This is a genomic window from Pseudomonas sp. WS 5027 (assembly GCF_012985695.1).
Taxonomy (GTDB): domain Bacteria; phylum Pseudomonadota; class Gammaproteobacteria; order Pseudomonadales; family Pseudomonadaceae; genus Aquipseudomonas; species Aquipseudomonas hygromyciniae.
Genome location: NZ_JAAQWU010000001.1, coordinates 1 through 20,029 on the forward strand (window position 1 = coordinate 1; position 20,029 = coordinate 20,029).

The 20,029-nt window shown below is 59.9% G+C and carries 18 protein-coding genes; 16 read left to right on the forward strand and 2 right to left on the reverse strand.

The features are described 5' to 3' along the window. A partial coding sequence (locus tag HBO09_RS28645) for a hypothetical protein (RefSeq protein WP_222933991.1) occupies positions 1 to 191 on the forward strand: 191 nt, incomplete at its 5' end. Between the two features lie 197 nt (positions 192 to 388). Here HBO09_RS28645 and HBO09_RS00005 read toward each other — a convergent pair. Both HBO09_RS00005 and HBO09_RS00010 read right to left on the reverse strand, forming a co-directional pair. Continuing rightward, the gene (locus HBO09_RS00005) at positions 389 to 1,609 is read right to left on the reverse strand and encodes a CaiB/BaiF CoA-transferase family protein (protein ID WP_169990739.1); all 1,221 of its coding nucleotides are present in this window, start codon (positions 1,607 to 1,609) and stop codon (positions 389 to 391) included. 13 nt (positions 1,610 to 1,622) lie between these two features. Next, positions 1,623 to 2,804 carry an acyl-CoA dehydrogenase gene (locus HBO09_RS00010; protein ID WP_029290432.1) on the reverse strand — a complete coding sequence of 394 codons (1,182 nt, stop codon included), beginning with the start codon at positions 2,802 to 2,804 and terminating at the stop codon, positions 1,623 to 1,625. A 157-nt stretch (positions 2,805 to 2,961) separates the two neighbouring features. Between HBO09_RS00010 and HBO09_RS00015 the strand changes: the two genes are divergently transcribed. The 15 genes from HBO09_RS00015 to HBO09_RS00085 all read left to right on the forward strand — a co-directional run bounded on the left by HBO09_RS00015 (position 2,962) and on the right by HBO09_RS00085 (position 19,982). Further along, the gene (locus tag HBO09_RS00015; protein WP_169990740.1) at positions 2,962 to 3,861 is read left to right on the forward strand and encodes a LysR family transcriptional regulator; all 900 of its coding nucleotides are present in this window, start codon (positions 2,962 to 2,964) and stop codon (positions 3,859 to 3,861) included. A 450-nt stretch (positions 3,862 to 4,311) separates the two neighbouring features. Then, the gene (locus HBO09_RS00020) at positions 4,312 to 5,433 is read left to right on the forward strand and encodes a Re/Si-specific NAD(P)(+) transhydrogenase subunit alpha (protein WP_169990741.1); all 1,122 of its coding nucleotides are present in this window, start codon (positions 4,312 to 4,314) and stop codon (positions 5,431 to 5,433) included. 15 nt (positions 5,434 to 5,448) lie between these two features. After that, positions 5,449 to 5,769, forward strand: a complete 321-nt coding sequence (locus HBO09_RS00025) for an NAD(P) transhydrogenase subunit alpha (RefSeq protein WP_003233786.1) — start codon at positions 5,449 to 5,451, stop codon at positions 5,767 to 5,769. Beyond that, positions 5,769 to 7,205: an NAD(P)(+) transhydrogenase (Re/Si-specific) subunit beta gene (locus tag HBO09_RS00030; RefSeq protein WP_029290421.1), complete on the forward strand. Its 1,437-nt coding sequence runs from the start codon at positions 5,769 to 5,771 to the stop codon at positions 7,203 to 7,205. Before HBO09_RS00025 ends, HBO09_RS00030 begins: the two co-directional genes overlap by 1 nt. A 180-nt stretch (positions 7,206 to 7,385) precedes the next feature. Then, a complete protein-coding gene (locus HBO09_RS00035) occupies positions 7,386 to 8,879 on the forward strand; it encodes an acetyl-CoA hydrolase/transferase family protein (RefSeq protein WP_169990742.1) in 1,494 nt (497 codons plus the stop codon). Positions 8,880 to 9,197: 318 nt separating this feature from the next. Next, complete coding sequence (locus HBO09_RS00040; protein WP_007911656.1) at positions 9,198 to 9,413, forward strand: DUF1127 domain-containing protein; 216 nt, start codon at positions 9,198 to 9,200, stop codon at positions 9,411 to 9,413. 316 nt (positions 9,414 to 9,729) lie between these two features. Further along, positions 9,730 to 10,050: a DUF2388 domain-containing protein gene (locus tag HBO09_RS00045; protein ID WP_169990743.1), complete on the forward strand. Its 321-nt coding sequence runs from the start codon at positions 9,730 to 9,732 to the stop codon at positions 10,048 to 10,050. Positions 10,051 to 10,236: 186 nt separating this feature from the next. Next, entirely contained in the window at positions 10,237 to 10,545 is a 309-nt protein-coding gene (locus HBO09_RS00050; RefSeq protein WP_169991564.1) for a DUF2388 domain-containing protein, read from the forward strand. A gap of 26 nt (positions 10,546 to 10,571) precedes the next feature. Beyond that, a complete protein-coding gene (locus tag HBO09_RS00055) occupies positions 10,572 to 10,892 on the forward strand; it encodes a DUF2388 domain-containing protein (protein WP_029290409.1) in 321 nt (106 codons plus the stop codon). Next, positions 10,889 to 12,850: a DUF4105 domain-containing protein gene (locus tag HBO09_RS00060; protein WP_169990744.1), complete on the forward strand. Its 1,962-nt coding sequence runs from the start codon at positions 10,889 to 10,891 to the stop codon at positions 12,848 to 12,850. Before HBO09_RS00055 ends, HBO09_RS00060 begins: the two co-directional genes overlap by 4 nt. 376 nt (positions 12,851 to 13,226) lie before the next feature. Next, on the forward strand, positions 13,227 to 14,534 hold the full coding sequence (locus tag HBO09_RS00065; RefSeq protein ID WP_070995498.1) for a CitMHS family transporter: 1,308 nt from the start codon (positions 13,227 to 13,229) through the stop codon (positions 14,532 to 14,534). 65 nt (positions 14,535 to 14,599) lie between these two features. After that, a complete protein-coding gene (locus HBO09_RS00070) occupies positions 14,600 to 15,367 on the forward strand; it encodes a TerC family protein (RefSeq protein ID WP_169990745.1) in 768 nt (255 codons plus the stop codon). A 292-nt stretch (positions 15,368 to 15,659) separates the two neighbouring features. Further along, positions 15,660 to 17,318 (forward strand): Na/Pi cotransporter family protein, encoded by a 1,659-nt coding sequence (locus HBO09_RS00075; protein WP_169990746.1) that lies wholly within the window; start codon positions 15,660 to 15,662, stop codon positions 17,316 to 17,318. A 177-nt stretch (positions 17,319 to 17,495) separates the two neighbouring features. Next, the gene (locus tag HBO09_RS00080) at positions 17,496 to 18,881 is read left to right on the forward strand and encodes an insulinase family protein (protein ID WP_169990747.1); all 1,386 of its coding nucleotides are present in this window, start codon (positions 17,496 to 17,498) and stop codon (positions 18,879 to 18,881) included. A gap of 69 nt (positions 18,882 to 18,950) precedes the next feature. Next, positions 18,951 to 19,982: a DUF5924 family protein gene (locus HBO09_RS00085; protein WP_169990748.1), complete on the forward strand. Its 1,032-nt coding sequence runs from the start codon at positions 18,951 to 18,953 to the stop codon at positions 19,980 to 19,982. Positions 19,983 to 20,029 lie beyond the last annotated feature (47 nt).

Genomic DNA, 20,029 nt, shown 5'->3' on the forward strand with positions numbered 1-20,029 from the left:
TCAACCGAGGCGCGCATTCTACAGCAGCCTCATTTGCTGTCAAGTGGTTATTTTTAGAAGTTTTCGAGGATTTTCTCAACAACTTCAACCACTTGCGCTTCCGATCTCTCGTTAGCGGGAGGCGAATTCTACAGCGTTACACGCTGCTGTCAACACCTCTTTTCAACTTCCTTTTGGCTTCGATGAACTGAAGCAACCCACTGCCGAAAACTGCATAACTCATTGTTTACCAAGGAGTTTTCCGTTTCGACTGCGCCGGAAGTGGGGCGAATTATAGACCTCTAGAATTCGCCGTCAACCTTTGATTTTGCTTTTCTATCAATTAGTTACGATCGATTAAAAAACAACCAGCCTCTTCCATATAACCCCTCTATATAGAAGAAACACCTCATATAACCCCAGCTTCCTTTAACGCCGCCACGTGAGCCGCCCCCAGCCCCAGCACCTGGCTGAGTACCTGAGCCGTATGCTCGCCCAGGAGAGGCGGCGCGCTGCGATACTCCACCGGCGTCTTGGACAGCCGCATGGGGCTTCCCACCTGCGGCACCTTGCCCGCAAGCGGGTGCGGTAACTCTATAGCCAACCCGCGCGCCTGCACCTGAGGATCGGCAAACACCTGCGCCAGATCATTGATCGGCCCACAGGGGACACCCACCTGCTCCAGTTGGGACACCCACTCGGCCGTGGTCTTGAATACGGTTGCCTGGCGAATCAATGGAATGAGCACCGCCCGATTGGCCACTCGCAGCTTATTCGTCGCAAACCGCGGATCGTCAGCCCACTGCGGCTGCCCAGCGACCTGGGCGAACTTGCGAAACTGTCCGTCATTGCCCACGGTCAGGATGAAATCGCCGTCAGCTGTGGGAAAGTCCTGATACGGAACGATATTCGGATGCGCGTTACCCAGCCGCTTGGGCGACACACCCGTCGTCAGGTAATTCATGGCCTGATTGGCCAGACAGGCAACCTGGACATCCAGCAGCGCCATATCGATGTGCTGACCGCCACCATCATGATCGCGGTGCGCCATAGCCGCCAGAATCGCCACCGTAGAGTACAACCCGGTCAAAATGTCGGTCAGCGCCACGCCCACCTTGACCGGACCTTCCCCTTCATCACCTTCGGGGCGCCCCGTCAGGCTCATCAAGCCACCCAACCCCTGGATCATGAAGTCATAACCAGCTCGTGCCGCATAAGGCCCCGTCTGGCCAAACCCGGTGATAGAGCAGTAAATCAGCTCAGGATTGAGTTCCTTGAGCGACTCATAGTCCAGGCCATACGCCGCCAAGCCGCCCACCTTGAAATTCTCGATCAAGATATCCGACTTTGCCGCCAGGTCCCGGACCAGCTTTTGCCCCTCCGGTCGGGTGAAGTCGATAGTCACCGACTCCTTATTGCGATTGGCCGATAGGTAGTAGGACGCTTCACTGGTGTTCTCACCATAAGCATCCTTAAGGAAGGGCGGCCCCCAGGCGCGGGTATCGTCACCACTACCAGGCCTCTCGACCTTGATCACCTCAGCGCCGAGATCGGCAAGAATCTGCCCAGCCCAAGGCCCCGCCAGCACCCGTGACAAATCCAGCACCCGCAGATGCGATAGCGCGCCCATGGTCAAACTCCTATTAATAGAACGCCTGGATACCAGTCTGGGCGCGCCCGAGGATGAGCGCATGGACGTCATGCGTGCCTTCGTAGGTATTCACCACTTCCAGGTTGACCAGGTGCCGGGCAATCCCGAACTCATCGGAGATGCCATTGCCACCAAGCATGTCGCGAGCCATACGGGCGATATCCAGGGATTTGCCGCAGGAGTTGCGCTTCATGATCGAGGTGATCTCCACCGCCGCGGTCCCTTCATCTTTCATTCGCCCCAGACGCAGGCAGCCTTGCAAGGCGAGGGTGATCTCGGTCTGCATATCCGCGAGCTTTTTCTGGATCAACTGCGTGGCAGCCAGTGGGCGCCCGAACTGCTGGCGATCAAGGGTGTATTGGCGCGCCGTGTGCCAGCAGAACTCCGCAGCCCCCAAGGCGCCCCAGGAGATGCCGTAGCGTGCCGAGTTCAGGCAGGTAAACGGACCTTTCAAGCCGCGCACATCGGGGAAGATGTTTTCTTCAGGAACGAAAACGTTGTCCATGACGATTTCACCGGTGATCGAGGCTCGCAAACCGACCTTGCCATGAATCGCCGGTGCGCTCAGGCCTTTCCAACCCTTCTCCAGGACAAAACCACGGATGTCGCCGGCGTCATCCTTGCCCCAGACCACAAACACGTCGGCAATCGGGCTATTGGTGATCCACATTTTGCTGCCGGTCAGGCTGTAGCCGCCATCCACCTTGCGCGCCCGGGTAATCATCGCGCCCGGGTCCGATCCGTGGTTTGGCTCGGTCAGGCCGAAGCAACCAATCCACTCACCCGAGGCCAGCTTGGGCAAGTACTTCTGTTTTTGCGCTTCAGTGCCGAACTCATTGATAGGCACCATCACCAGGGAGGACTGCACACTCATCATCGAGCGATAGCCAGAGTCGACACGCTCCACTTCACGGGCAATCAAGCCGTAGCTGACATAGTTCAAGCCACTGCCGCCGTACTGCTCGGGAATCATCGCGCCCAGAAGCCCGGTCTCGCCCATTTCGCGGAAAATCGCAGGATCGGTCTTTTCATGACGGAAGGCTTCAAGCACACGCGGCGCCAACTTGTCCTGGGCGAATTGCTCGGCACTGTCGCGCACCATGCGCTCTTCTTCGGTGAGCTGCTGATCCAGCAACAGTGGATCGATCCAGTTGAAGCTTGCCTTACCGCCCATGAGTGAGTCCTCGCGAAGTAAATCAAAAGTCGTGCATGGAGCCTAGGCCGGGTAGGCGAGGAGGGCAAACGAGGTTTTTGCATAGCCTTGTGCTAATTTCTCACTCCGTAGCGATTGAGAAGGGCAAAACCGCCTTTTATTAGTGAGGGTACGGTACATGCGCAGGAAGATCCCCAGCACCACAGCCTTGGTCAGTTTTGAAGCGGCGGCCCGCCACGAGAGCTTTACCAAGGCTGCGCAGGAGCTTTCCATTACCCAGGGCGCGATCTGCCGACAGATCGCCAGCCTTGAGGAGTTTTTGAGTGTCGAACTATTTCGGCGCTCGCGACGCGGGGTAAAACTCACGGAAGCCGGGCTTTCGTATAGCCGGCGGGTGGCGACACAACTCGACGCCGTGGAACGCGACACCCTGTCAGTGATGGGCCAGCAAGGCGCCAATGTGATCGAACTGGCAGTGGTGCCCACGTTCGGCACCCAATGGCTGATCCCACGCCTCAAGGACTTCCAGCAGCAGCACCCGGAAGTCACGGTAAACCTGACCAACCGGACCCGCCCGTTCCTGTTCGCTGACACGGAGTTCGATGCCGCCGTATATTTCGGCGATGCCGACTGGTCCGGCACCGAATCCCACAGGTTGATGGGCGAAAACCCGCTGCCCGTCTGTAGCCCACGGCTGCTGGGGCAGCGCTCGCACTTCAGCGCAGAGGAAATTGCCGAACTGCCGCTACTCCAGCAAACCACACGGCCCTACGCCTGGCGCCAGTGGTTTAACGCACATCAATTGAACATCCCCCGCGACATGACAGGCCCACGTTACGAGCTATTCTCCATGCTGTCCCAGGCCGCCATGCACGACATGGGAATTGCCTTGATCCCACCGTTTCTTATTCAGCGGGAACTGAGCGAGAAACAGTTGGTGATTGCCAACCAACAGGCCCTGACCAGCAGTAAGGCCTATTACCTGATGATTCCAGAGAGAAAGGTCGAATCCGCATCACTGCACGCCTTTCGAGACTGGCTGGTTGATCAGGCACAGCGCTACAGCCACCAGTTCTAGGCACTCTTCCGCCTTTGCTGACCCTGTAGTCAAGAAATTAATAGCCCTACAGATATAAATATATGTCGCCTTTACACAGACTGTACTGATCCAATGAAAAACGGCCTGCAGGCCAATAGTTATCCGCTCTCCAGCGGTTATTCACAGCCCATGACCGACCATTCATGTCGGCAATTGCGAAAATCGTCTTTTCCCGCCATAAGCCTTTAAACACCTGTATTCCAAGAGGTTATTCCCGCGTATTGCGACAATCAGTCACAGGGTGACTTGTAGTTAATTTTTCGTCACCCGTCATAATCCCTTGAAGGCCGTAAAGTTCGCCTGCAAAATGCCGCGCCCTGCTGTCATTTCAGCGGGGTCGTGCTGATCGGCCGCCCCAGTTGCGCCACTCGCGGTGCACTGGCCTTTTTACAAAAATCAAAAGCAAAAAGATCATGCAGGAGATTTGACGTGCACATTGGTGTTCCTCTCGAAACCCAGACCGGTGAAACGCGGGTTGCTGCAACCCCGGAAACCATCAAGAAGCTGATCGGCCAGGGCCATAAGGTCACTGTACAAAGCGGTGCAGGTATCAAAGCCAGCGTCGTCGACAGTGCCTATGAAACGGCAGGCGCAACCATTGGCAGTGCCAGCGACGCGTTTGGCGCCGAGCTGATTCTCAAGGTGGTCGCTCCCAGCGACAGCGAGCTGACGCTGATTAAAAGCGGCACCGTGTTGGTGGGCATGCTCAATCCGTTCAGCAACGAAACCATCACCCGACTGGCCGAACATAGCATCACTGCCTTCGCCCTGGAGGCCGCCCCGCGCACCTCCCGTGCGCAGAGCCTGGATGTGCTGTCCTCCCAGGCCAACATTGCCGGCTACAAGGCGGTACTGCTGGCGGCCCATCACTACCCGCGCTTCATGCCCATGCTGATGACCGCCGCTGGCACGGTGAAAGCCGCCCGCGTGCTGATCCTCGGCGCCGGCGTTGCCGGCCTGCAGGCGATCGCTACGGCGAAACGTCTGGGTGCAGTTATCGAAGCATCCGACGTACGCCCGGCCGTGAAGGAGCAGATTGAGTCCCTCGGCGCCAAGTTCGTCGACGTGCCCTACGAGACCGACGAAGAGCGCGAATGCGCCGTTGGCGTCGGCGGTTACGCACGCCCCATGCCCACCAGCTGGATGCAGCGCCAGGCCCTGGCCGTGCATGAGCGCGCCAAGCAAGCCGATATCGTCATCACCACCGCCCTGATCCCGGGTCGCAAGGCCCCGACTTTGCTGAGCGCCGAAACCGTCGCCCAGATGAAGCCAGGCTCGGTAGTGATCGACCTGGCCGCAGCCCAGGGTGGCAACTGCCCACTGACCGTCGCCGACCAGGTGGTGGTGGAAAATGGCGTGACCATCTGTGGCCCGACCAACCTTGCCGGTGCCGTCGCTGCCGATGCCTCGGCCCTGTATGCGCGCAACCTGCTGGACTTCCTGAAGCTGGTCTTCACCAAGGAAGGGCAGTTTGAAATCAACCTCGAAGACGACATCGTCGCCGCGTGCCTGATGTGCCGCGACGGCCAAGTCATCCGCAAAAACGCCTAAGCAGGGATTCAGACGATGGAAGAGCTTATCTCCCCCGGTATCTACAACCTGATCATCTTCGTGCTGGCGATTTATGTCGGTTACCACGTGGTCTGGAACGTCACCCCCGCACTGCACACGCCATTGATGGCGGTGACCAACGCAATCTCGGCGATTGTGATCGTCGGCGCCATGCTCGCGGCTGCACTCACCGTCACACCGCTGGGCAAGACCATGGGCACCCTGGCTGTGGCCCTGGCTGCCGTTAACGTGTTCGGCGGTTTCCTGGTTACCCGTAGGATGCTTGAGATGTTCAAGAAGAAAGCGCCCAAGGCTAAAGAAGAGGTGCAGAAGTAATGAGCATGAACCTCGTGACGACGCTCTACCTGATCGCGTCGATCTGCTTTATCCAGGCCCTTAAAGGCCTGTCGCACCCAACCACGTCCCGACGCGGCAACCTGTTCGGCATGCTCGGCATGGCCCTGGCAGTGCTCACCACCGTTGGCCTGATCTATAAGCTCGGTGCAGAGCTTGCCACTGCCGGCATTGGCTATGTGATTGTCGGCCTGCTGATCGGCGGCACTGCCGGCTCGATCATGGCCAAGCGCGTAGAAATGACCAAGATGCCGGAACTGGTCGCCTTCATGCACAGCATGATCGGCCTGGCCGCAGTGTTCATTGCCATCGCCGCAGTGGTCGAGCCGCAGTCCCTGGGCATCGTCAAACAACTGGGCGACGCGATTCCTGCGGGCAACCGCCTGGAACTGTTCCTCGGCGCAGCCATCGGTGCCATTACGTTCTCCGGTTCGGTGATCGCCTTCGGCAAGCTGTCGGGCAAGTACAAGTTCCGTCTGTTCCAGGGCGCACCGGTACAGTTCGGCGGCCAGCACAAGCTCAACCTGGTGCTGGGCCTCGCCACTCTAGGCCTGGGCCTGGTGTTCATGTTCACCGGCAACCTCACTGCCTTCGCCGTGATGCTGGCCCTGGCCTTTGTGCTGGGCGTGCTGATCATCATCCCGATTGGCGGCGCCGACATGCCGGTGGTCGTCTCGATGCTCAACAGCTATTCCGGCTGGGCTGCAGCGGGGATCGGCTTCTCGCTGAACAACTCGATGCTGATCATCGCCGGCTCCCTGGTGGGCTCAAGCGGCGCGATCCTCTCGTACATCATGTGCAAGGCGATGAACCGCTCCTTCTTTAACGTACTGCTCGGCGGTTTCGGCAACGCGCCGGATGCGGCAGGGCCAGCGGGCTCGAAAGAAGCGCGCCCGGTGAAGTCCGGTTCGGCCGACGACGCCACCTTCCTGCTGACCAACGCCGACACCGTGATCATCGTGCCGGGCTATGGCTTGGCGGTAGCGCGGGCGCAACACGCCCTTAAAGAGCTGACCGAGAAGCTGACCCATCGCGGCGTCACCGTGAAGTACGCGATCCACCCGGTTGCCGGCCGCATGCCTGGTCACATGAACGTGCTGCTGGCCGAGGCAGAAGTTCCTTACGACCAAGTGTTCGAGATGGAAGACATCAACTCCGAGTTCGGCCAGGCCGACGTGGTGCTGGTGCTCGGCGCCAACGACGTGGTCAACCCGGCCGCCAAGAACGATCCGAAATCGCCGATCGCCGGTATGCCGATTCTCGAAGCCTTCAAGGCCAAGACGATCATCGTCAACAAGCGCTCGATGGCCAGCGGTTACGCTGGCCTGGATAACGAATTGTTCTACCTGGACAAGACCATGATGGTCTTCGGCGATGCCAAGAAGGTCATCGAAGACATGGTCAAGGCCGTCGAATAAACACTGCTCCAGCGCAATACCCAAAACCCCGGCCTCCCGTAGGCTGGGGTTTTTTATTAACGGGAAAAACCCGACCAAAGGCTCTAAATCGCCACCTGGCATTCGACCATGGTAGCGGGACGAAAACCTTTGAAATCACTAGACTGCCCACCTTGCCTCCGTTGCCCGAGATAACAATCCATGTACCGTGATCGTATCCGCTTGCCTTCGCTGTTGAACAAGGTCATGAGCGCCGCCGATGCTGCCGCCCTGATCGAGGACGGCATGACCGTCGGCATGAGCGGCTTTACCCGCGCCGGTGAAGCCAAGGCTGTGCCCCACGCCCTGGCCGAACGCGCCAAGACTTCGCCCCTGAAAATCACCCTGATGACCGGCGCCAGCCTGGGCAACGACCTGGACAAACAACTGACCGAAGCAGGCGTGCTGTCGCGCCGCATGCCATTCCAGGTCGATAGCACCCTGCGCAAGGCCATCAATGCCGGCGAAGTCATGTTTATCGACCAGCATCTGTCGGAAACCGTCGAACAGTTGCGCAACAACCAGCTCAAGCTGCCGGACATCGCGGTGATTGAAGCCGTGGCCATCACCGAGCAAGGCCATATCGTGCCGACCACCTCTGTGGGCAACTCGGCCAGCTTCGCGATTTTTGCCAAGCAGGTGATCATCGAGATCAATCTGGCGCACAACCCGAACCTGGAAGGTCTGCACGACATCTATATCCCGACCTACCGCCCAACCCGCACGCCGATCCCGCTGGTCAAGGTAGATGATCGTATCGGCAGCACTGCGATCCCGATCCCGCCAGAGAAGATCGTCGCCATCGTCATCACTAACCAGGCTGACTCCGCTTCCACGGTTACGCCGCCTGACAGCGACACCCAGTCGATCGCCAATCACCTGATCAACTTCCTCAAGCAGGAAGTGGACGCCGGGCGCATGACCAACAAGCTCGGCCCGCTGCAGGCCGGTATTGGCAATATCGCCAACGCGGTGATGTGCGGCCTGATCGAGTCGCCCTTCGAAGACCTGACCATGTACTCCGAAGTGCTGCAGGATTCGACCTTCGACCTGATCGACGCCGGTAAGCTGAGCTTTGCCTCCGGCAGTTCGATCACCTTATCGGAGCGGCGCAATGCCGACGTGTTCGGCAACCTGGAGCGCTACAAGGACAAACTGGTGCTGCGCCCGCAGGAAATTTCCAATCACCCGGAAGTGGTGCGCCGCCTGGGCATCATTGGTATCAACACCGCGCTGGAATTCGACATCTACGGCAACGTCAACTCCACCCACGTCTGCGGTACGCGGATGATGAACGGCATCGGCGGCTCAGGGGACTTCGCCCGCAACGCGCACCTGGCGATCTTTGTCACCAAGTCCATTGCCAAAGGCGGGGCGATTTCCAGCGTGGTGCCGATGGTCAGCCATGTGGACCATACCGAGCATGACGTCGACATCCTTGTGACCGAGATCGGCCTGGCCGACCTGCGCGGCCTGGCGCCACGGGAGCGGGCACGGGTGATCATCGATAATTGCGTACACCCTGACTACCGCGACGCCCTCAACAACTACTACACCGCCGCCTGCGCCATCGGCGGGCACACTCCGCATATTCTGCGCGAAGCCCTGAGTTGGCACATCAACCTGGAAGAAACCGGGCATATGCTCAAAGGTTGATCAACACAGATCCGGGCGGACGCAAACACAGTTGCATTCGCCCGGATCTGCTTATGGCTCTTATGAAAAAAACTGTACTGCTGTACCGGTCATTTCCTACCGTAAAACCCTACAAATCCTTCCAACAATACCTAAAACGCACCAAATCAGTGCCGACAGGTACAGTTGCCCCATTTCTGTACAGTACAGCCCCTATAAACAGTTAACTGGCCCCTCACAATACAGGTGAACTGTATCTAGAGAGTCTTGCGCCGGAGGAGGATCATTGGCATCAGTTAAACCACTACCTAATCCCGCCACAAGCGGAAGGATGTCATCATGGAACGTACACTCAGTTCCGAACTGTTCTTCGAAGATAAAGCTGTCAACACCCAGGCTTCCCTGCCTCTGCGCGTTATCGCCAACCTGATGTTGTGGCAGCGCCGCATCTCCAGCCGCCATCAACTGGCTCGCCTGGACTCGCGTCTGCTGGCCGATGCCGGGATCAGCGAAGCTCAACGCTACGAAGAGCTGAGCAAGCCGTTCTGGCGCTGATTTAGCGCCCGCTGGCCCTGACCTAACGGGTCCACCGCCAGCACCCCGAATTGTTGTAGCAGAACCCGCCCCGGGTAACCGGAGGCGGGTTTTGTTGTTTCTGGGAGGACGAAAAAGTAGCGTGACCGTCTTCTTCATCACGCCAAACAGTACAGTTTAAATAATATTAAAAACTGCCAGTACAATTAAGTGGCGATTGATTTTTACCGGTTGATTGAGTCTTTCCGGGCACCGACTTCCCACTGCGTACTACCCGAACAGATAGGCGCCAGCTACTATCGCGCCATAAGTTCGTCCCATACACAGGAGTCACCCCATGTCCCGTCTTCGTTTGCTAAGCGCTGCAGCCCTGCTTGCCGTTGCTACCAATGCCAGCGCCACCAGCCTGATCGTGACCACCGACTCGATCGTGGGCGCGCTCAAAGCCACTTCCGACGCCAGCTCCGATGCCACATCCTCCCTGCGCGACAATAAAGTCGTGCGCGCTGCACGTGACGATGCCGCCAGCTTCGTCGCCAGCGAAGGCGCCATCCGTGGCGTGAAGCTGGAAAGCGCCCTGGCACAGATCCGCCAACAGGCGCCACAACTCAATGCCGCCACTGACGTTCAGTTGGCCCAGGCGATCCTCGCCATCTGACCTTGACTCACTGTAGGCGCGAGCTTGCTCGCGAAGATCGCGAACGATAACGCGGGGCTCACTGCTAAAACACTGCACTCTCAGGTTCTTCGCGAGCAAGCTCGCTCCTACAGTAGCCTGCCTGTTCGCTGGCTCTCGCCCGGGCATTACGCTAGCCTTGGCGCTCGTTTTCAGTTGTCGAGTCCCATGGCTTTTTCATACCGTTTATTGATTGCTCCTACAGTGCTTGCCATCTGCGGCGCCGCTCCGGCCCAGGCCTTTGATCTGTCCACCCAAGGCGTCGTCGCCAGCGCTTATGCCACCAGTAAAGTGACCTCGGCGCCGTTCGATCGTAAATTGATACTCGCAGCCCAGGATGACGCTGCTGTGTTTATTGCCACTGACGGCCAATGGCGGGGCGCCCGGCTGGAGAGCGCGCTGGATTACCTGCGTCGCACCGAGCCAAAACTTAAGTCCAGTGACCTTGAACTGGCCCAGGCAATTCTCGTCCAATAATCATCTTTACCTTCTGGAGTCATTCCATGCGTCGCCCGTTGATCGCAGCTGCTCTCGGCCTGTTCCTGCTGGCAGATATCGCCCAGGCACAAACCCTCGTGGCCACCAGTAACATCATTGTTCGTGCCTTCGGCCGCACCATTGATTTCACCTCGGACACCACCACCTCCATCCGTGACTCCAAAGTCGTGCGCGCCGCCCACGATGACGCGGCCAGCTTTGTCGCCAGCAATGGCGATATCCGCGGCGCGCAACTGGAAGCCGCCTTCGACACCCTGCGAACCCGCGTGCCAGAAGCCCGCGACGCCAGCGACCAGGTCCTCGCCGAAGCCATCCTCGCATTGTGAGGCGCTTCACCGCCTGGCTATTGGCTGCGACGGTACTGCTGGCTGCCAGCGCCGCCCAGGCCAGCCTGCAACTGCGGCTCAAGGCCGACGGTTTGAGCCCAGCCCAACAGCAGGCCAGCCAGGCATTGCTGGATGAAGCGATGCAGGCACTGCCGCCGCGCTTCATCGAGCAACTGGACCGGCGCATCGATGTCGGCTGGACCGATGACATGCCCGCCAACGCCTACGGCCAGGCGTCGCTGGTCTCTGAACTGGACCTCAACCGCAAACTGCTGGCCAGTCTGACTGACGGCACCGCCGCCACCCAACAGACCCAGCGCCCCCACCGCACCGTGCGCCGAGAACTGCTCGCGACCGTTCTGCATGAACTGACCCATATCTATGATCGCGCGCGCCTGTGGCCCAAGGACCAGCGCTCGTTGATCCAGCGCTGCAGCCGCCAGAACAACATCACCGGCCTGGTTGGCCTGCCCGATCAATGCCGGGGCCAGAATGACCGGCGCTTCACCCTCAGCGACGATCCACGCTTGCTTGACCTGGCCGGCTGGCCGCAATACGTCGGCCGCCGTGGCGAGCGCGAGCAGCACAATCGGCAAGTGGCCCGCAGCCCGGACCTGTATGAAATCACCAACCCCAAGGAATTCGTCGCGGTCAACATGGAGTACTTCCTCCTCGACCCGAGCTACGCCTGCCGCCGTCCCGCGCTATACCGTTACTACCAACAACACTTCGGCTGGGCCCCGCCAGCCAAGGACGCTTGCGCCAACACCTTCGCCTTTCTCAACGCCGGTAACGATTTTGCCAAGACACCCCTGGGCCAGGTCGACCCCGAGCGCGTATACGCCATCGACTACCTGCTGGCCGAAGCCAACCAGAACCTGGTGAGCCGCTGGGGCCACAGCATGCTGCGCCTGGTGATCTGTGCCCCTGGCCGCCCCCGTGGCCCGGATTGCCGCTTGGACCTGGACCAGCACCTGGTGTTGTCCTATCGCGCGTTCGTCGGCGACGTGCAGCTTTCAAGTTGGGACGGCCTGGTAGGCAAATACCCATCACGCCTGTTCGTACTGCCCCTGGCCCAGGTGATTGACGAATACACCAAGACCGAACTGCGCGGCCTGGCTTCAGTCCCCCTGATCCTCACGCGTCAAGAGATCAACGACACCGTCGAACACGCCGCCGAGATGCATTGGAGCTACGACGGCAATTACTACTTCCTCTCCAATAACTGCGCCGTCGAAGGCCTGAAACTGCTGCGCAGCGGCAGCGCCAACCCGCGGCTGACAGCCCTGGACAACATCACCCCCAACGGTTTGCTGGAAGTGCTCAAGGCCCGCGGGCTGGCCGACACCAGCGTGCTGGACGACCGCCGTGAGGCCTTGCGCCTGGGCTATCACTTCGACTCCTTCCGCGAGCGCTACCAGGCGATGTTCGAGGTGTTGAAGAAACATCTGCCGATCCCGCAGACCCAGGTCGAAGACTGGCTGTCCTTGAGCGCCGAGCAACGCCGGGCGTGGTTCGACAAGGCCGACCTGCGTACCAGCGCCGCCTTGCTGCTGCTGGAACAGGCCAGCTTTCGCAAGCAACTGATGCTCGCCCAGGACGAGGTCAAGCAACGTTACCTCGGTGCCCGCGAACTGAAGAACGGCGGCATGGCCAAGGCCGATGCCACGTTGCAGCAGATCCTCGCCAACAGCGGCTTCCTCAGCCGTCCGGCGGAACTGCTCGGCAGCAGCGGTTATGGATTGCCCCAACCCAAGGAATGGCAGCGCCTGGAATCAGAAAGCGCCTTGCGCCAGAAGCAGCTGCAATCGTTGACCGGCGATCTGGATAAAGAGGTGAGGGTGCTGCTGGAGCCTTCGCGGGCTGCAGAAATTGCCGCCTGCGAGGCCAATCTCAAACAGGTCGGCGAACACCTGCGCGCCTTGCACAAGGCGGCCGGTGGGCTGCAACTGCCTTAAAACTGTAGGAGCGAGCTTGCTCGCGAAAAACCCGAACATACCGCGTTTACCCCGCAAACGCGCCTTATCGTTCACGACCTTCGCGAGCAAGCTCGCTCCTACAGTGAACCTCATCCACCTGAGACCTGTTTTTCCAGCGAAAGCTGGCTGAAAGCTTTCGCGATTAGGATCGCCCTCACTACCGGCAATAGACCGGTTGGCCAACCTGAGCGTCTTTATGCCCAGGGGCCCAATTAACAACAACAATGGTGATGCTGATGTCCGCTCGTACCCGCCTGTTTTTCCCGACTCCTCCCGTACGCCTCGCGCTTTTCGTTCTGCGCTGACCCCAATCCGGTTCGCCATTCCCTAGCCGCGCTACGCCTGGAGTATTCCTATGCTGACTTTCCTTGGCTTTGCCATGGTCATCACGTTCATGTTCCTGATCATGACCAAGCGCCTCTCGGCGCTGATCGCCCTGATCATCGTGCCTATCCTGTTCGCGCTGTTCGGTGGCTTTGCGCCGAAGATCGGCCCGATGATGCTCGAAGGCATCACCAAGCTGGCGCCCACTGGCGTGATGCTGATGTTCGCCATCCTCTACTTTGCCTTGATGATCGACTCCGGCCTGTTCGACCCGGCCGTGCGCAAGATCCTCAAGCTGGTCAAGGGCGACCCGCTGAAAGTCTCAGTCGGTACTGCCGTGTTGGCGCTGGTGGTGTCCCTGGACGGTGACGGCGCCACCACCTACATGATCTGCGTGGCCGCCATGCTGCCGCTGTACAAGCGCATCGGCATGAGCCCGCGAATCATGGCCGGCCTGATCATCCTCGCCGGTGGCGTGATGAACATGACCCCCTGGGGCGGCCCGACCGCCCGCGCCGCCAGTGCCCTGCACGTGGATCCATCGGATATCTTCGTACCGATGATCCCAGCCATGGCCGCCGGCGTAGTGGCCATCCTGGTGATTGCCTATATGTACGGCCTGCGCGAGCGCGCCCGTCTTGGCGTACTGCACCTGCAAGGCGATGAAATCGACCACAGCGAAATCAGCGTCTCGCAGTTCCCAGATGCCCGTCGCCCGAAACTGATCTGGTTCAACGGTGCACTGACCCTGGCCCTGATGTGCACCCTGATCGCCGGCCTGTTGCCGCTGCCGGTGCTGTTCATGGTGGCCTTCAGTATCGCGATGATCGTCAACTACCCGTGCCTGCAACAGCAGAAAGACCGCGTTGCCGCCCACTCGGGCAGCGTGCTGGCCGTGGTCGGCCTGATCTTCGCCGCCGGCATCTTCACCGGCATTCTGTCGGGCACCGGCATGGTCGACGCCATGTCCAAGAGCCTGCTGGCAGTCATCCCTGAAGCCCTTGGCCCGTACCTGGCGGTAATCACCGCGCTGGTGAGCATGCCGTTCACCTTCTTCATGTCCAACGATGCGTTCTACTACGGCGTGCTGCCGGTACTGGCCGAAGCCGCCAGCCACTACGGCATCACCGCCGCAGAAATGGGACGTGCCTCGATTGTTGGCCAACCGGTTCACCTGCTCAGCCCGCTGGTGCCGTCGACTTACCTGCTGGTAGCCCTGGCCGGTATCGAATTTGGCGATCACCAGCGCTTCACCCTGAAGTGGGCAGTGCTGGTGTGCCTGTGCATAATGGTCGCCGCATTGTTGCTGGGCACATTCCCACTGTTCAGCACTCTATAATCGTAACAACCCACTGCGCCGGTCCTACCTCCGGCGCGGTCTAACACTCGCGCAAAGGAACACATATGGAATGGCTGACCAATCCGGAGATCTGGATTGCCTTCTTCACCTTGACGGCTCTCGAGATCGTCCTGGGTATCGATAACATCATCATGATTTCGATCCTGGTCAGCCGCATGCCCAAGCATATGCAGGCACGCACCCGGATCTTCGGCCTGGCCCTGGCCATGGTCACCCGGATCCTGTTGCTGCTGTCGATCACCTGGGTCATGCAACTGACCGCCGACCTGTTCGTGGTATTCGACCAGGGTATTTCCGGTCGCGACCTGATCCTGTTCTTCGGTGGCCTGTTCCTGCTATGGAAAAGCTCCCAGGAGATGTACCACGCCCTGGAAGGTGAAGACGAAACCCACGACGAGCCGACAGGCAAGGGTGGCAAGTTCATCTACACCATCATCCAGATCGCGATCATCGATATCGTGTTCTCCCTGGACTCGGTGATTACCGCCGTGGGCATGGTTTCCCACGTACCGGTCATGGTCGCCGCGATCATCGTTGCAGTACTGGTGATGATGCTGGCTGCAGGCACCATCAGCGCGTTCATCGACAAGCATCCGTCGCTGAAAATGCTCGCGCTGTCGTTCCTGCTGGTGGTGGGTACGGTGCTCATCGCCGAATCCTTCGGCGTGCATGTGCCAAAAGGCTACGTGTACTTCGCCATGGCGTTCTCCCTGGCGGTAGAAGCGGTCAACATCAAGATGCGTACCGCCATCGCGAAGAAGAAAAAACAGCAGGATCCAGTGAAACTGCGCAAGGACATTCCGGGCCAATAATCCGCGGGCAATACCTGTAGGAGCGAGCTTGCTCGCGAAAAACGTCAACGGTAACGCGTGCTGCCTGATTTCACGCGCTGTCCTTGAGGTCTTCGCGAGCAAGCTCGCTCCTACAGTCGTTTCAGGCGCCTGCAAAAAGCTGATTTCATGACAGTTTTGTTTCAAAGCCGACTTTAGCTATGCGATGCTGGCGCACAGGCCGTTCGCCAACTACAGCTTAAGTACACAACACAAAACGGCACGCGGCACTTTTTGCTCCACTTGGAGCACGACTCAATACAGGGGGCCGAGCATGCTGACCCTGCTCAATCTTCTTTCCGCCGTGACCCTGCTGATCTGGGGCACGCACATCGTCCGTACCGGCATCCTGCGGGTCTACGGCTCCAACCTGCGCCAGGTCATCGGGCAGAACATGGCCAGGCGCTGGCTGGCGTTCATTGCCGGGATCCTGGTCACCGCCATGGTGCAAAGCAGCAACGCCACGGCGATGCTGGTGACCTCGTTTGTCGGCCAGGGCCTGATGGGCCTGACGCCCGCCCTGGCGACCATGCTCGGCGCCGATGTCGGTACCGCACTGATGGCGCGGGTGCTGACCCTGGATCTGTCGTGGCTGTCGCCGCTGCTGATCTTTCTTGGGGTGATCTTCTTCCTGTCGCGCAAACAGACGCGCGCCGGGCAGATGGGCCGGGTCGGTATCGGCCTGGGCCTGATCATTCTCGCCCTGCAACTGATAGTCGAAGCCGCCGGGCCGATTACCCATGCCCAGGGCGTCAAGGTGCTGTTCGCCTCGCTGACCGGTGACATCCTGCTCGATGCCCTGGTCGGCGCGCTGTTTGCGATGATTTCCTACTCCAGCCTGGCCGCCGTACTGCTGACCGCGACCCTGGCCGGTGCCGGGGTGATTGGCCTGCATGTGGCCATCGGCCTGGTGATCGGTGCCAATATCGGCAGCGGCGTACTGGCGTTCCTCAGCACCAGCATGCAAAACGCCGCCGGCCGCCAAGTGGCCCTGGGCAGCCTGCTGTACAAGCTGATCGGCCTGCTGCTGATCATTCCCGTCCTTGACCCGCTGGTGCTGTGGATGGACACCCTGGACTACAGCGCCCAAGGCATGGTCATCACCTTTCACCTGCTCTACAACGTCACCCGCTGCCTGATCCTGCTGCCCACCATCGGCCCGATGGCGCGCCTGTGTGCCTGGTTGCTGCCGGAACGCCCGGAGGCCAACGGCCTGGCCAAGCCCCGTCATCTCGACCCGACGGCGCTGACCACCCCGAGCCTGGCCCTGGCCAACGCCGCGCGGGAAACCCTGCGCCTGGGGGACTTGATCGACAACATGCTGACCGCAATGCTGGAAGTGCTGCGCGGTAAACAAACCGCCATCACCCAGGAAATGCGCAGCCTCAGTGACGATGTTGAAGCGCTCTACAGCGCGATCAAGCTGTACCTGGCGCAAATGCCCCGTGAAGATCTCAGCGAACACGACAGCCGGCGCTGGGCCGAGATCATCGAGCTGTCGATCAACCTGAAGCTGGCCGGCGATTTGATCGAGCGTATGTTGCGTAAGGTCCAGCAGCAGAAAACCTCCCAGCGTCGCTCGTTTTCCGAAGTCGGGCTCGAAGAACTGGCCGGCCTGCATAGCCAGTTGATCTCCAACTTGCGCCTGGGCCTGTCGGTGTTCCTCAGCGCCGACCCGGAAAGCGCCCGCCAATTGCTGCGCGAGAAGCGCCGCTTCCGCGCCCAGGAGCGGCGCCTGGCCCACGCCCATGTCAGCCGCCTGCAACGCAAGATCGTGCAAAGCATCGAGACCAGCTCCCTGCACCTGGAGCTGATTGCCGACATGAAACGCTTGAACTCGTTGTTTTGCAGCAGTGCTTATGTAGTGTTGGAAACCTCCGAGACCGGTGCGTTGGCGGTGGACAATATTGCCGACATCACCCATTCGCCCTGAACGACCACGCGCCTGGGGAGTCAGTTAAAAATACCGCCGACCCAATGTAGGAGCGGGCTTGCCCGCGATTGCGGTGGGTCAGTTGATAAAACCGTTGACTGACACTCCGCCATCGCGGGCAAGCCCGCTCCCACAAAAAGCCAGTTTCAGCCGTTATTACTCCCCAGGAACCCCGTTATGCGTCGCCTGTTATTCGCCTGCCTGCTCATAGGCTCGGCCCACGCCTTTGCCTTTGATCGCTTGCAGGTCGAAGGCTATATGTTGCCCAACGGCCTGCAATTGCTGCTCAAGCCGGGCACCGAGCGCGGGCACGTGGCGATCCGCCTGGTAGTCGGCGTGGGCCTGGATGACTTTAGTTGCGAAGACAAAGAACTACCGCACCTGTTGGAACACCTGCTGTTCAGCGGCATCGATGGCGGCGGCGAAGGCGAGCTGGAGGAACAGATGCAGGCCCTGGGCGGGGAGTGGAACGCCTACACCAGCAATGCCGACACCACTTTCGTCGTCGAGGCCCCGGCGCGTAACCAGCGCAAGGTGCTGGACCTGCTGAAGGCGATCCTGACCCGAACCGAACTGAGCGATGCCGCAATCAACGCCGCCAAACAGGTGGTGGAGCGCGAAGACGGTGGTCACTATTCACACCTGCAACGCCTGCTGGATCGCCAGGACCTGGGCCATAACGCCAGCAACCAACTGGCGGTGGAACTGGGCCTCAAATGCGCCGAACGCGCCGAAGTCGAGCACCTGACCCGCGCCCAGTTGGAGAGCGTGCGCCAGGCCTGGTACGCCCCCAACAACATGACCCTGATCATCGTCGGCGACCTCGACAAACTGCTGCCGGCCTATCTGGAGCGCACCTATGGCCAACTCGAGCCGGTAGATCCCAGCGAACACCGAGCCTTGCCGCAAACCCTTGGCGCCGCAGCGACCCATCGTGACCTGATCCGTGGCTGGGTCGGCGATGGCGCCAAGCTGCACTGGTTGTTCCCCGAGCCCATGCTGGACGAGCAGCACGATGCCACCTACGACCTGCTCAAGGACTACCTCGATTGGGCGTTGTATCGTCAGTTGCGCCTGCAGCATGGCCTGTCCTACGGCCCACGGAGCGAGCGCGAAGTGCTGGGCGGCGTGGGCTTCATGAGCCTCAACGCCGACCTCGACCGCGATAACCTGCCCGCGGCCGAACACGTCCTCGAAAGCATCAAGACCAAGCTGCTTGAGGACGGCCTCGACCCGGCCACCTTTAATCGCCTGCAACAAGCCGCCATCGACCGCCAGGCCTGGGCCGTGCAGGGCAATAGCGCGCTCGCCGACTACTACTGGGGCGCCTTGGCCGACTACGCCGACGGGCGCCTCAGCGACCCGGCCAAGCGCATCAAGGCGGTGAGCCTGGCACAAGCCAACCAGGCCATGCGCCAGTTGCTCAACCAAACCAGCTACTGGCGCATCGAAAAACCGCTGCTCAGTTACGATGCCCTGGGTTGGATCGCCGCAGGCGCGCTGGGGCTGATCACCATTGTGCTGATTGGGCTGCGCCGTTATCGCAAAGCAATTGTGCAATGACACGCCTATCAACGGGCTAAGACGTTATTCTGTCTGGGATTTTTTCCTACAAAGACTGCGAACTGCCGAATGCCAAACCTGACCCATCTCATCCAGCGCATCCTCGAACTGATGAAGCGCTACCCAGGGGTGATCGCACTCGGCGGTTTTATCTCGGGGGTGGGCAGCTTTATCCTGGTGGACCGCCAACAAGGCATGGCCAGTTGGATCGCGATCATCATGCTGGTGAGCTGGCTGTGGCTGATGCTGGAAAACAGCTTCACCCAGTTGTTCAGCAAGGTTTTCAAGCGGGAGATCCCCGAACCGCTGCTGCGCTACGCCACACAGATGATCCATCAGGAAAGCCTGTTTTTTGTCCTGCCGTTCTTTTTCGTCACCACCACCTGGAACAGCAGCCAGGCAGTTTTCACCGGTTTGCTGGGCGCCGCCGCACTGGTCTCGATCACTGACCCGCTGTACTACAAATGGTTGGCGCCCAAGCGTTCGCTGTTTCTGGCACTGCACACCCTGACCCTATTTGCCGCCTTACTCACCGCGCTGCCGATCATCCTGCACCTGACCACCGCCGAGAGTTACAAGCTCGCGCTGGGGGTGGCAATGGCCTTGTCGATCCCCAGCCTGGCCGTGAGCCTGCCGCTGCGCAGCGTCAAGGGTTGGCTGATGCTGCTGGGCGTGACGGCGACGATTGGTTGCGCGGGATGGTTCCTGCGCAGTTGGGTACCGCCAGCCACCCTGTGGATGACCGAAGTGGCAATCAGCACCCAATTGCAGGACCGCACCCCCGGCGATGACCTCAAGGAAGTCAGCGCCAGCCAACTACGCAGCAGCGGCTTGTATGCCTACACCGCAATCAACGCACCGCGCGGGCTGGACGAACGCATCTACCATGTGTGGCAGTTCAACGGCAAAGAGGTCGACCGCATCGCCCTGGACATTCATGGCGGGCGCAAGGAAGGCTACCGGGCCTGGACCCACAAACAGAACTTCCCAGCAAATGCCGTGGGCCGCTGGCAAGTGCGGGTGCTGACCGAAGACGGCCAGGTGATCGGCGTGTTGCGCTTTAAAGTCACTGACACCGCACAAACGGACACGCCTAAGTAGGACGGATCGTGCTATTACATAGCAACTGTGGAACAGCCAAACAAGCT